At 72.5% G+C, this 11,977-nt stretch carries 12 protein-coding genes; 2 read left to right on the top strand and 10 right to left on the bottom strand.

The window, feature by feature from the left end; translation table 11 throughout:
* Positions 1–12 precede the first annotated feature (12 nt).
* On the top strand, positions 13–1,338 hold the full coding sequence (locus ACFVYL_RS24310; protein WP_389719393.1) for a glutamate-1-semialdehyde 2,1-aminomutase: 1,326 nt from the start codon (positions 13–15) through the stop codon (positions 1,336–1,338).
* Positions 1,339–1,381: 43 nt separating this feature from the next.
* On the opposite strand, the gene ACFVYL_RS24305 is transcribed toward ACFVYL_RS24310, so the two are convergent.
* The 3 genes from ACFVYL_RS24305 to ACFVYL_RS24295 form a co-directional block, all read right to left on the bottom strand.
* Positions 1,382–2,068: a phosphatase PAP2 family protein gene (locus ACFVYL_RS24305; RefSeq protein WP_389719392.1), complete on the bottom strand. Its 687-nt coding sequence runs from the start codon at positions 2,066–2,068 to the stop codon at positions 1,382–1,384.
* A gap of 282 nt (positions 2,069–2,350) precedes the next feature.
* Entirely contained in the window at positions 2,351–3,163 is an 813-nt protein-coding gene (locus ACFVYL_RS24300; protein ID WP_389719391.1) for an SAM-dependent methyltransferase, read from the bottom strand.
* Positions 3,164–3,294: 131 nt separating this feature from the next.
* Positions 3,295–3,894 carry a TetR/AcrR family transcriptional regulator gene (locus ACFVYL_RS24295; RefSeq protein ID WP_389719390.1) on the bottom strand — a complete coding sequence of 200 codons (600 nt, stop codon included), beginning with the start codon at positions 3,892–3,894 and terminating at the stop codon, positions 3,295–3,297.
* Between the two features lie 163 nt (positions 3,895–4,057).
* Here ACFVYL_RS24295 and ACFVYL_RS24290 point away from each other — a divergent pair, with 163 nt between their 5' ends.
* The gene (locus ACFVYL_RS24290) at positions 4,058–4,765 is read left to right on the top strand and encodes an SDR family oxidoreductase (protein WP_389719389.1); all 708 of its coding nucleotides are present in this window, start codon (positions 4,058–4,060) and stop codon (positions 4,763–4,765) included.
* 192 nt (positions 4,766–4,957) lie between these two features.
* Here ACFVYL_RS24290 and ACFVYL_RS24285 read toward each other — a convergent pair whose 3' ends face one another.
* Genes ACFVYL_RS24285 through ACFVYL_RS24255 form a run of 7 tightly spaced genes read right to left on the bottom strand, consistent with a single transcriptional unit; the run spans position 4,958 to position 11,872 of the window.
* A complete protein-coding gene (locus tag ACFVYL_RS24285; protein WP_389719388.1) occupies positions 4,958–5,218 on the bottom strand; it encodes a hypothetical protein in 261 nt (86 codons plus the stop codon).
* Between the two features lie 47 nt (positions 5,219–5,265).
* Positions 5,266–6,615 carry an SLC13 family permease gene (locus ACFVYL_RS24280; protein WP_389719386.1) on the bottom strand — a complete coding sequence of 450 codons (1,350 nt, stop codon included), beginning with the start codon at positions 6,613–6,615 and terminating at the stop codon, positions 5,266–5,268.
* Complete coding sequence (locus ACFVYL_RS24275; protein WP_389719385.1) at positions 6,612–7,973, bottom strand: class II aldolase/adducin family protein; 1,362 nt, start codon at positions 7,971–7,973, stop codon at positions 6,612–6,614. Before ACFVYL_RS24275 ends, ACFVYL_RS24280 begins: the two co-directional genes overlap by 4 nt.
* On the bottom strand, positions 7,970–9,280 hold the full coding sequence (gene otnK / locus ACFVYL_RS24270; protein ID WP_389719384.1) for a 3-oxo-tetronate kinase: 1,311 nt from the start codon (positions 9,278–9,280) through the stop codon (positions 7,970–7,972). Before otnK ends, ACFVYL_RS24275 begins: the two co-directional genes overlap by 4 nt.
* Positions 9,268–9,987, bottom strand: coding sequence for a hypothetical protein (locus ACFVYL_RS24265; protein ID WP_389719382.1), 720 nt, complete (start codon positions 9,985–9,987; stop codon positions 9,268–9,270). Before ACFVYL_RS24265 ends, otnK begins: the two co-directional genes overlap by 13 nt.
* Positions 9,984–10,868 carry a hydroxypyruvate isomerase family protein gene (locus tag ACFVYL_RS24260; protein WP_389719381.1) on the bottom strand — a complete coding sequence of 295 codons (885 nt, stop codon included), beginning with the start codon at positions 10,866–10,868 and terminating at the stop codon, positions 9,984–9,986. The genes ACFVYL_RS24265 and ACFVYL_RS24260 overlap by 4 nt, the downstream gene beginning before the upstream one ends.
* Complete coding sequence (locus ACFVYL_RS24255; RefSeq protein WP_389719380.1) at positions 10,868–11,872, bottom strand: phosphoglycerate dehydrogenase; 1,005 nt, start codon at positions 11,870–11,872, stop codon at positions 10,868–10,870. The genes ACFVYL_RS24260 and ACFVYL_RS24255 overlap by 1 nt, the downstream gene beginning before the upstream one ends.
* Between the last annotated feature and the right edge of the window lie 105 nt (positions 11,873–11,977).

The following is an 11,977-nucleotide window of genomic DNA, read 5'->3' as shown; positions in this document are numbered from 1 at the left end:
GCTGAGGTCGTCGTGGACACCGAAGAATTCCAACTGCCCCGGTCACGGGAGGCGAACGAGCGCCTGCACGCCATGATCCCCGGCGGCGCGCACACCTACGCCAAGGGCGACGACCAGTACCCCGAGAACCTCGCCCCGGTCATCAGCCACGGCAGCGGCGCACACGTGTGGGACGTCGACGGCAACCGCTACATCGAGTACGGCTCCGGCCTCCGCTCGGTCAGCCTCGGCCACGCCCACCCACGTGTGACCGAGGCGGTGCGGCGGGAGATCGACCGCGGCAGCAACTTCGTCCGCCCCTCCATCGTGGAGGTCGAGGCCGCGGAACGCTTCCTGGCCACGGTGCCGACCGCCGAGATGGTGAAGTTCACGAAGAACGGCTCCGACGCCACCACCGCCGCGGTGCGCCTCGCCCGCGCCGTGACCGGCCGCCCGCGGGTGGCCATCTGCGGCGACCACCCGTTCTTCTCCGTCGACGACTGGTTCATCGGCACCACGCCGATGTCCGCCGGCATCCCGACGGCGGTCACCGACCTCACCGTGGCGTTCCCCTACGGGGATCTGGCCGCCACGGAGGAGCTCCTGACCCGCCACCAGGGCGAGATCGCCTGCCTGATCCTCGAACCCGCCGCCCACACCGAGCCTCCGACCGGATACCTCGCCGGTCTGCGCGAACTCGCCGACCGGCACGGCTGCGTCCTCGTCTTCGACGAGATGATCACCGGCTTCCGCTGGTCCGAGGCGGGCGCCCAGGGCCTGTACGGCGTGGTCCCCGACCTCTCCACGTTCGGTAAGGCGCTGGGCAACGGCTTCGCCGTCTCCGCCCTCGCCGGGCGACGCGACCTGATGGAGCGCGGTGGACTGCGCCACTCCGGCGAGCGGGTGTTCCTGCTGTCCACCACACACGGCGCGGAAACGCACTCCCTGGCCGCCGCGATGGCCGTGCAGACCACGTACGTCGAGGAGGGCATCACCGCGCGGCTGCACGCCCTCGGCGAGCGGTTGGCCGCCGGAGTCCGCGACGCCGCGGCGGGGATGGGCGTCGGCGACCACGTCGTCGTCCGGGGCCGGGCCAGCAACCTGGTCTTCGCCACCCTCGACGGGAGCGGGCAGCCCTCGCAGCAGTACCGCACCCTGTTCCTGCGCCGGCTCCTCGCGGGCGGCGTCCTCGCCCCGTCGTTCGTGGTGAGCAGCGCGCTGAGCGACGCCGACATCGACCGCACGGTGGAGGTGGTGGGCCAGGCGTGTGCGGTGTACCGGAAGGCGCTGGACGCCGGTGATCCCACCCCGTGGCTGGCCGGGCGACCGGTGAAGCCCGTGTTCCGCCGCTTGGTGTGAGGCGACCTGACCCGCTGGGGTGACGTGGGCGTATGACGTCACGTCAGCGGGGCTGCCCCCGTCCGGCGTCGGCCGTCCGGCGGCCGAGCCGGTCGGCCGTCCGGTCGACCAGCCACGCGGTCGCGGGTATCACCCCGAGCGCGGTGCACCAGCCGCCGAGGACGTCGGTCGGATAGTGCGCGCCCAGGACGACCTGCGCCCAGCCCATGACGGAGCCTGCGACCAGCGCGGTGGCGAGCACGAGAAGCGAGCCGGCCGGCCTGCCGAGGCCGAACCGGCCGACCGCGAGCAGCGCTCCCACGACGGCGACCGCGGTGAGGAACGCGGTGTGCCCGCTCGGGTAGGACAGGTTGCCGTCGCCGTGGATGGTGCGTCCCACCAGTGACTTGAGCAGCGTCGCCGTCACCACGGTGATGCCGACCCCGGCCACGAGGAACACGGCCGCGCGACGCCACCGAAGTCGCAGGCAGACCGCGACGGCCGCCACGACGAGGACCGCCGATCCGGCGGGCTCGCCCAAGAAGTCCGTGGCCAGCGCGACGGACCGCCACGGCTGCCCCACGCTGTCCGCCGTCGGATCGATGACCCACCTGTCCACCGTGCCGGGCTGGCTGTGACCGGCGTAGAGGACTCCGAGCGCGATGACCCCCAGCGTGGCGAGGGCCACGGTCAGCCCGAGCCACGCGCGCAGTGACGCGGGCAGCACCGTGCTCGCCGGCCGGCCGGTCACACGTCCACCGCGTCCGACCGAGGCGCGCAAGCGCACTTCTGATCCACCATGAGCAGGCGATCCAACGCGAGCCCCCCCCGTCGTGTCCGACCCACCCTGGATCCGTAAGCCTGTCTCGCCCCGGATGCCGGTCCGTCGCCCCGTAAGCCTGGGCCCGACCCGAACACCCCTACCAGACAGTCGACTTGACCAGGCATCGGGACCACTCCCGGCTTGTCACCCTAACCAACAATCCGCTCCCGCGACGCACCGCCGTCGGGAGTCTTGCTCAGTGGAGTCCGGTCAGGGCTTCACGGCCACGGCGCCGAACTGGGGGAGTACGGGGGCGGACGCCGACTCGGCGCGCCACTGCGAGCAGGACACGAGGCCCGGGGTGAGCAGGTCGAGACCGTCGAAGAACGCGCTGATCTCCGCACGGGTCCGGGCGGTGATCGGCGGCGTGGCGTTCTCGTTCCAGAACTTCATGGCCTCGACATTGCCCTCACCGCCGAGGTCGGTGTCGGTGGTCGGATGTGTCATGGCGAGATAGCTGCCGGAAGGCACCGAGGCCATGATCCGGCGCACGATGTCCAGCGCCTGGTCCGTGTCGAGGATGAAGTTGAGGATGCCCAGCATCATGACCGCGACGGGCCGCTCCAGATCAAGAGTCGCCGAGGCGCCCTCGATGACGCGGTCCGGCCGGTGGACGTCGGCGTCGATGTAGTCCGTGGCCCCCTGCGGGGTGCCGACCAGCAGGCTGCGGGCGTGGACGAGCACGATGGGATCGTTGTCGACATAGACGATGCGGGATTCGGGCGCGATCCGCTGGGCGATTTCGTGGGTGTTGTCGAGCGTCGGCAATCCGGTGCCGATGTCCAGGAACTGCCGTATTCCGCAGCCGGCGGTCAGGAAGCGGACCGCGCGGCCGAGGAAGTCGCGGTCGGCGCGGGCCACGTCCCGGATCACGGGGAACATCGTGGCGACCTGGTCACCGACGTGCTGGTCGACCTCGTAGTGGTCTTTCCCGCCGATCCAGTAGTTCCACACCCGGGCGTTGTGTGCGACCCCCGTGTTCAATCTGCCCGACACGTCCGACGGATGCTGGCTCCCGCTCACGTCTTCCCCTTACTCATTTCTCCGCGCGCATGCACGTGCTGTCCTCGGTACGCGGCCACCGTGGCGACCACGGACCGCATTGCCATTGTGCTGGTCATTGTGGTGGTCCGTGGATCACGGTGTCCGCGAATTCAGCTTTCGGGGAGCTCCGGCGGCTGCGGCGGTACGGGCCGCAACCCGTCCAGGGTGAGGTCGAGAAGGCGTTCGGCCTGGTCCCGTTGGTCGGGCTTCGCCGACGTGAGGGCGATGCCTGCGAGGGCGGCGAACACGTCGGTCGGGCGGATGTCGGTGCGCAGGACGCCGGCTTCGGTACCGGCCGCCATGAGGCGGGAGATGGCGGCCTGGATCATGTCGCGGCTGTGGGCGTAGGGGTCGCCTCCCGAGGCGACGACGGCCCGCAGGGCGTCGGCCATGCCGAGTTTGGCGGTGGCGTAGTCGATGAAACGGTCCATCCAGGCGCGCAGGGCCTCACGGGGCGGCATCGTCGCCAAGAGGCCGGGGACGGCGTCGCACAGCCGCGCCACTTCGTTGCGGTAGGCCGCCTCGATCAGGACCTCCCGGGTCGGGAAGTTGCGGTAGAGAGTGCCGGTTCCCACCCCCGCCTCTCTGGCGATGCGTTCGAAGTGGGCGTCCAGCCCCTCTTCGGTGAACACCCGCACCGCGGCGGCCAGGATCTTGTCCCGGTTGCGCTGTGCGTCGGCCCTCAGCGGGCGTTCCGTATCCCGTGCCATCGACGGCTCGCTCCTTCGTCCCCGGTTGCTAAGTGGAGGCGACTCCACTTAAGGTCGAGTCAACTGGCGGCGCCTCCACTTTCAGTTTAGGGGGTGCGCTGCCCTCATCCATTCTTCGGAGGCTCTTGTGTCGGGTGCGTCGGGAATCGAAGGCAAGGTCGCAGTGATCACGGGCGCCAGCAGCGGGATCGGCGAGGCGACCGCACTGCTGCTCGCCGAGCGGGGCGCGAAGGTCGTCCTCGGCGCACGCCGGCCGGAGCGCCTCGAGGCGCTGGCCGCCCGCATCGAGAAGGCGGGCGGCCAGGCCGTCCACGCGCGCACGGACGTGAAGCGCCGGGAAGACCTGTCCCGGCTGGTCGAGTTGGCCCGCGACCGGTACGGCAAGATCGATGTCCTCGTCAGCAACGCAGGCATCGGTTTGCTCTCCCCGCTGGACGACCTGCGCGTCGAGGACTGGGAGGAGATGATCGACGTCAACCTCAAAGGAGTCCTGTACGGAATCGCCGCGGCGCTTCCCGTCTTCCGCGAGCAGGGCTTCGGCCACTTCGTGAACACGGTCTCCACGGCCGGGCTGCGCATCGTGCCGCAGCAGGCGGTGTACGCCGGAACCAAGAACGCGGTCCGCACCATCTCCGAGGGCCTGCGCCAGGAGGCAGGCGGCAACCTGCGCGTCACGGTCGTCTCGCCGGGCGCCACGCGCACGGAGTTCACGGACTCCATGGCACCGGAGATGAAGGCCCAGGTCCTCGACAGGATGGGCGACATCGGGATCCCGCCGGACGCCATCGCCCGCGCCATCGCCTTCGCCATCGAGCAGCCGGCCGGCGTCGACGTGGGGGACATCGTCGTCCGCCCGACAGCGCAGAACTAAGAGCCTGTGGCATATCCCCGGTCGGATGAGCGGGCGTCGTCTGGTGCGTGCGATCGCAAGGCGCCGGGAAGTCCTCGTAGCGGAGCTACTAGGGCTTTTCGGCAACGCGGCGAGCGTGCGTGCCAGACGACGGCCGCCCGGCCGGGGATATGCCACAGGCTCTAAGGCCTGGGTCGGAGGCCCCGGGCGGCGCTACCCGTCCTCGTTTCCCGCGCCGCCGCGGCGCCCGCCCTCCTCCCGTGCGTACAGGTGCAGGAACGAGCAGAGGCCCGCGGCGCCCGCGATGACGCACACCACGTCGGTGACGTCGGTGCCGAACAGCTCCATCAGCTGCCGGTCACCCGCGGCGAGGGCGGCCAACTGCCCGGCCACCACGGCGCAGCCACCCAAAAGGAAGGCGACGAGGAGCACGCGGGTCGCGCCCGAGAGGAACGTACGGAACAAGGCGTGCATGGAACTCTCCGTTTCTCCGTGCGCCGATCGACTTCTCTGTGCGCCGCTCAGCCCGGGATCCACAGCGCGCCCACCGCTATCAGCACGCCGAACAGGTAGGACGGCACCAGGTAGTAGAGGGCGACCGGCATGAAGATGCGGGCCGGATTGATGTCGGCGATGCCGGCGGCCACGTACAGCGGTGCGGCGCCCGGCGGTGAGCACCCCTCGGAGGAGGCCCACACGATGACCGCGGCGAACGCCACGTGGGCGGGAATCCCCGCGGCCATCAGTGCGGCGAAGGCGACGGGGCCGACGGCCGCGAGGGTGGAGGTGGTGTTGAGGGGGCCCGCGACGATGACGATGACCAGACCCACCACGAGCGCCGCCACCACCGGCGGCACGCCCTTCAGGTCCTCCAGGTACGGCGCGAGCTGCTCGCCGAGGCCGAGCCGGTCAAGGACCTCCGAGGCCGCGAACGCGGACACCATCGTCACGCCCACGAGGCCCAGCTTCGGGCCGATCTCGCCCAGCATCCGCCACCAGGCGCCGACACCGTGCGGCAGCGCCCGCCGCTCCACCAGGAGTCCCGCGATCAGCATCATCACCGGCAGCCACACCAGCAGCGGCACGGCGTCGGAGGCGTCGAGGCCGCCGAGCCGGTCCGTCGCCCAGTCGCTGCCCGGCCCCGTCGTGAGCACGACCGGCACCGCGACGGCGGCGAGGACGAGCAGCGAGGTCCAGCCCGCGCCGAACGACTGACGCAGCGGCCTGATGTCCTGCGGAGCCATCGTGCCCACCCCGCGCCGCCGCACGATCACATACGCGATGACGAGCCGCATCGCGACCATCCACGCCCCGGTCACGAAGAGGGTGGCGACCACGTCGTGCGAGGTCAGTACGGGCACCACGGTCGGCGCGGCGAGCAGCACGAAGAAAGCGCCGCTGAACGGGAAGGTCGCGCCGACGCCCGCGTTGCCGGACAGCACGAGCGCGGCCGTCTCCCCGCTGGCCCGTGACCGCTTCATCCACGGGATGGCGAGCGAACCGACGGTGGCGACGATCGCCGCGCCGTTGTGCGCGACGGCGCCGAACAGGCCGGAGGCGACCGTCGCCGCGTACGCGGAGCCGCCCCTGCGGCGGCCGAGCAGCGAACTGAGGATGTCGATCATCCGCTGCACGAGCCCCGTACGCGTGAGCAGTTCGCTGACGAAGACGAACGCGAGGGCCGCGAACGTGATCTCCGACTTCAGGCCCTCGACCAGACACTCCCAGGCCACCCGCGCCGCGTCCGCGCCCGCGAACACGGCGCTCGCGAGGAATCCGAGGATCATCGCCTCGCCGATGTTCCGCTCGAACGCCACGTTCCACACGATGATGACCCCGATGAACGCGACCAGGGCGAGGATCGCGTTCACCGCCGTGGGTCTTCCAGGCCGGCCGCGCGGTACGCGTCCCGCGCGGCATCGCCGGTGAGATGCCGCAGCAGCGCGGCGGCTTCCGGCAGGCCGACGGCGTCCGCGCCCAGCGCGATGGACAGATCGGTGTAGTGCTGGACGCCCTCGGGCAGCGGGCCGACGACCCTGGCGCCCGGCACGAAGCGCAGCTCGCTCAGCTGCTGCACGGCCAGGTCCGCCCGGCCGTCGAGCACCGCGAGCGCGGTGAATCCCTTCTCGACCACCGTGGCGCGCGAGTTGACCGCGTCCGCGATGCCGAGCCGCTCCAGGAGCCGCGCGAACGCGACGCCGCTCGCACCCGTACGGGAGTACGCCACCGAGCGCGCGGACGTCAGCGTCCGCACGAGCGCGTCCGTGCTCGCGATGTCCACGTCGGGGGCGCCCGGCGGCACGGCCACCCCGATCCCCACCCGGGCGAGCGGGCGCAGCGAGGACGCGTCGATCACTCCGGAGGCGGCCAGCTTCTCCAGTGCGCCTGTCACGCCCACCAGCACGTCGGGGCGGGCCCCGGCCTCGATCCGGTCGAGGAGGACGTTCGTGGGCTCGTAGACGCCGTCGATCTCGATGCCGGAGGTGCTGGTGAACGCCTCAAGGACGGTGTCGTCCAGCGCCTTCTTGATGGCCAGAGCGCTGAACAGCGCGACAGGGCGGGCGAGTCGGGGAGATCGGGGAGATCGGGGAGATCGGGGAGAGAGTTCCATGCGCTGCTCCTCGGTGAGGTGTGCGTGGTCCGTGCCGTGCAGCAAGAGGTGGATCCGTGCGGTCTGTTCCAGTTCCTCGACGGCCTCCAGGGCCGCGTCGAGCCCGGGGGCCGCCACGACGGGTCCGTGGTGGCGCAGGAGCAACGCCGCGTGTGTGCGGGCCATTTCCTCGGCGGAGTCGGCGAGACCTACGTCGCCGGGTGCGAAGTAGGGCAGCAGCGCGAGCCGTCCGACGCGCATCGCGAAGTAGGCGGTGAGCGGTGGCAGGGCGTCGTCCGCGTCGAGGCCGTTCAGGCAGGAGACGGCGGCGGCGTGCGTCGAGTGGGTGTGGACGACGGCGCGTGCGCCGGGGCGCGCCCGCAACACGGCCGCGTGCAGGAACGCCTCCTTCGACGGCGGCGGTCCACCAAGATGGGCTCCGTCGGCGTCGATGACGGACAGCTCGTGTGGGCCCACGGTCGCGAGGTCGGCGCCGGTCGGGGTGATGAGGATCCGGCCGTCGTCGGTGCGCAGCGACACGTTGCCGGTGCGGCCGTGGACGAGTGAGCGGGCGGCCAGTCGCCGGGCGGTGGCGACGAGCGCCGCGCGCCCGGCCGGGTGTGGGGCGAGCGAGGTCATCGGCGGGCTCCTCGGTGCGGTGCGTGGGGGCCGGGGGAGTGGGGCGGGGGCGGCGCGGAGGCGGTGGCGAGGAAGTCGGGGCCGCCGAAGTTCCCGGACTTGAGCAGCAGGGCGAGCGGCGGGCCGGACGTCGGGCGGATCCAGGGCACGCCCGGCGCCGCGGCCCGGCCGATCCAGCCGCCGCTGACGTCCAGTGCGGCCACCACGGCGCCCGACGTCTCACCGCCCGCCGCGATCACCCGCCGCACCCCCCGTGCCACGAGCCCCGCGGCGATGCGGCCGGTGGCCTCCTCCAGGACGGCCGCCGCCCGGTCCGCGCCCAACGCGCGCTGGATCGCCCGCAGTTGCGCGGGCGGTACGGAGGAATGGAACACGGGCGCCCTTCCTGGCGAGCCCGCCGAGAGCGCGTCGTACCAGTCGAGTGCGCGGCCGGCCAGCGCCGCCGGGTCCGGCTCGGCGACGGGATCGAGCCGGTGCACGGGACGGCCGAGGGACCGCAGGACGTCGAGCTGTTCGAGCGTGCGCGCCGAGCAGCTCCCGCACAGCACGGCCGCGGGCCAGGAATCCAGCGGATCGTCGTCCTCGTCCGCCTCCCGGGCGCCGCACGCGAGCGCGTGGGCGAGTCCTCCGGCGAGACCGGCGGCCCCCGCGGCCAGCGGCGCTTCGGCGGCGACCCGGCCGAGGACACGCAGGTCGTCCGCGGTGAGCGCGTCGGCCAACAGATAGCGGACCTCACGGCGGGCGGCGTCGGCGACGGCCGCTCGGACCGCTCCGGTACCCGTACGCACCGTGTCCCACCGAAGCAGCTCGACCGTCTGGCGGGTCTGGGCACCGAGGAGCCGGGGCAACGACGAGTCCGTCATCGGCGTCACCGGGTGGTGCCGCATCGGCGACTCGGCCAACGGCACACCGTTCACGAAGAGTTGCCCCTCGTACTGGGTGCGGCCGTGCTGCGGCGAGCTGGGCGTCAGGAGCACCGTCGGCGCGTCCAAGGCGTCGGCGAGCGCGTCGAGGACGGGCCCGATGTTCCCGTCGGCGGTGGAGTCGAAGGTCGAGCAGAACTTGAAGTAGACCTGCCGCGCCCCGTGCCCGCGCAGCCTGCGCAGCGCCGCGAGCGACTCCTCGACGGCCAGGGCGGCCGGCGCCATCCGGCTCTTGAGCGCGACCACCACCGCGTCGTGCCCACCGGGCGCCTCCACGTCCGGCCGCGGCACCCCGAAGTACAGAAGGGTCCGCAGGCCGCTCTCCCGCAGCGCCAGGGCCACATCACTGGCGCCGGTGACGTCGTCGGCGATCACTCCGAGCATGGCGTGGCTCCTTCCGCGGTCTCGGCTTCCACGACCTCGGCTTCTACGACCTCGGCTTCCTCGATCTCGGCGCGCAGCGCGTGGGCCGCGGCGCGCGGTCCGGCGTACACCGGAAGCCGCAGCGCGGCCGACAGTTCGTCGGCCCGGGGCGCGAGCGAGTACTGGGCGAGGAGGACGGCGTCCGCTCCCACGGGATCCGGGAGTTCACCGGGGCGGATCACCTGCCCGACGGCTTCGGTGCGCGAGCCGTCGGCCGCCGCGACCGCGCGGAACCGGTCCAGGGAGTCCCCCAGGGCCGCGTCGAACGTGGCGAGGACGAGGACCCGGCGATGACCGCCCGCGAGCGCCGCGGCGAAGGCCGCGGCATCGGCCGCCAGCACCGGCACCCCCGCATCGGCGCGCTCCGCCACCGGCCCGTACAGCGAACACGTGAGGAGTACACCCCGGGCCCCGCCCTGGACGGCGTAGTCGATGAGCCGCCGCATCCGTCCGGCGAGGCCAGGGGTGAGCCCGCCCTGGACCTCGGCATCGGTGAGCAGCGCGTCGTCGAGCAGGTTCCAGGGTTCGGCCCGCGGAAAGGCTTCGGCGAGCCCGGCGACGGCGGGGCCGGCCGCCGCCGGTGTGGCACTGATCAGCGCGATGCGCGGACGAGCGGAGACCGGGCGAGCGGAGACCGGGCGAGCACCCGGGGCAGCGGAGGCGCTCATGCCGTCACCTCCGCGGGCCAGCCGAGTCCGGCCACCGTGCCGTGCGCGGGCCGGTACTCGCAGCCGATCCAGCCCTCGTACCCGCCCTCGCGCAACTCCTCGAAGACGCGCGGCCAGCGGATCTCGCCGGTGCCCGGCTCGGTGCGGTCGGGCGGGTCGGCGATCTGCAGGTGCAGGGCGTACGGCAGACAGGCGCGCAGGGTCCGCAGCAGATCCCCCTCCGTGACCTGGGCGTGGTAGAGGTCCAGGAGCAGACCGGCGCGATCGGGGCCGACCGCTTCCACGACGGCCCGGGCCCGGGCCTGGGTGCGCAGGAAGTATCCGGGCGCGTCCCGCTCGTTCTGCGCCTCGACGACGAGCCGGACGCCGGTGCCCTGCGCGAGGTCGGCGGCCCGGACCATGTTGGTGACATACGTGGCGAAGGCGCGCTCGGAGCCGACGTCCGGGGGTGTGACGCCCGCGAGGACGTGCAGGAGCCCCGCGCCGAGTCCGATCGCGTACTCCAGACCGCGCTCGATCCCGGCGAGGAAGTCCGCGGCGCGTCCCGGGTGGCAGGCGAGCCCCGAACGTTCCGGCGAACCGGCTTGACCGGCAGGGGAGTTGATGAGTACTTGCCGGAGCCCCGAGGCGTCCAGCAGGGTGCGCAGCCGTGCCACGGGATACGGGTAGGGCGCGGCGTACTCGACACCGGCGAAGCCCGCGTCGGCGGCGGCGTCGAAGCGCCGTTCGAAGGGCAGCTCCGTGAAGAGCCACTTCAGGTTGGCCGCGAGCGGCGGCCCGCCCGGTATCCGCAGCGCGGACCTCCCGGACGGGTCCTGCGAAACGTTCCGCGCCGAGAACGTCCCGCACCGCTGAGCGGGCACCCGTTCCGCGGCCCCCATCACAGCGCCCCCGCCCGGGCCGTCACGTACTCCGGGTTGACCAGGTGCTCCGGCGTGCGGCCGCGGAGCACGTCGAGCACCTGCCGGGCCGCCGCGAGGCTGGAGCGTGCCCTGGCCTCGGCCGTCGCGCCCGCGATGTGCCCGGTGACCAGCACGTTGTCGAACGCCCTCAACGGAGAGTCCGGCGGGAGCGGTTCCCGCTCCGTCACATCCAGGGCCGCGCCCGCGAGCAGGCGCTCGCCGAGCGCAGCGGCGAGCGCCTCTTCGTCGACGATGCCGCCCCGCGCCGTGTTGATCAGATAGGAGCCGGGCCGCATGCTCCGCAGCGCCGCGCCGTCGATCAGGTGCCGGGTCGACTCGTCGAGCGCCAGGTGCAGCGTCACGAAGTCGGCCTCGCGCAGCACCTCCTCCAGCGGCAGCGCGGCGACCCCGGATTCTTCGAGGAAGGCGGGGTCCAGGTGCGGGTCGTGGCCCACGACGCGCATGCCGATGGCCAGCCCGAGCCGGGCGACGGTCCGTCCGATCGAGCCGAGCCCGACGACGCCGAGCGTCGCACCCGCCAACTCCCGCCCGCTGGGCTGCGACCAGCCGCCCGCCCGTACGTCGGCCACGCTCTGCGGAATGCCCCGCGCGCAGCCGACCATCAGGCCGAGGACGTGCTCGGCGACCGACTGCCGGTTGGCGCCGGGGGTGTGGGTGACCGCGATGCCGCGCCGGGTGGCGACCGCCACGTCCACGTTGTCGTATCCGGCCCCGCAACGGCCGATCACCCGCAACCCGGGGGAGGCCTCCAGGACTTCGGCCGTGAACGGGTCCGTCCCGGCCACGATGCCGACAGCCGCGGCCTCGCCGACGGCCGTGCGCAAGGACCGGTCCGGCTCACGCCGGTCGACGGGCCGGGCGAAGACGGTACGGAATCCGGCCTCCCGGACCAGGCGGTCGACCGCGCCGCCGGGTTCGAGATACGCCGTGGTCACCAGAACACACGCGTCGTCATCACGCATCGGGATCCTCCTTGATCCATCGCTATACTATAGCGATCTGCAAAATAGTATAGGATTCAGCAACGATCAAGAGGGGCGAGGAGCTGCGCTAAGGTCGGGCATCGA

This window comes from Streptomyces sp. NPDC058308, from assembly GCF_042880275.1.
GTDB lineage: Bacteria > Actinomycetota > Actinomycetes > Streptomycetales > Streptomycetaceae > Streptomyces.
This window is presented reverse-complemented; position numbering and strand designations above follow the sequence as displayed.

Coding starts and splice junctions, on each gene's coding strand:
- ACFVYL_RS24255 (WP_389719380.1), bottom strand. CDS start 11,872: ATGCGTGATGACGACGCGTGTGTTCTGGTGACCACGGCGTATCTCGAA.
- ACFVYL_RS24265 (WP_389719382.1), bottom strand. CDS start 9,987: ATGAGCGCCTCCGCTGCCCCGGGTGCTCGCCCGGTCTCCGCTCGCCCG.
- ACFVYL_RS24260 (WP_389719381.1), bottom strand. CDS start 10,868: ATGGGGGCCGCGGAACGGGTGCCCGCTCAGCGGTGCGGGACGTTCTCG.
- ACFVYL_RS24285 (WP_389719388.1), bottom strand. CDS start 5,218: ATGCACGCCTTGTTCCGTACGTTCCTCTCGGGCGCGACCCGCGTGCTC.
- otnK (WP_389719384.1), bottom strand. CDS start 9,280: ATGCTCGGAGTGATCGCCGACGACGTCACCGGCGCCAGTGATGTGGCC.
- ACFVYL_RS24295 (WP_389719390.1), bottom strand. CDS start 3,894: ATGGCACGGGATACGGAACGCCCGCTGAGGGCCGACGCACAGCGCAAC.
- ACFVYL_RS24275 (WP_389719385.1), bottom strand. CDS start 7,973: ATGACCTCGCTCGCCCCACACCCGGCCGGGCGCGCGGCGCTCGTCGCC.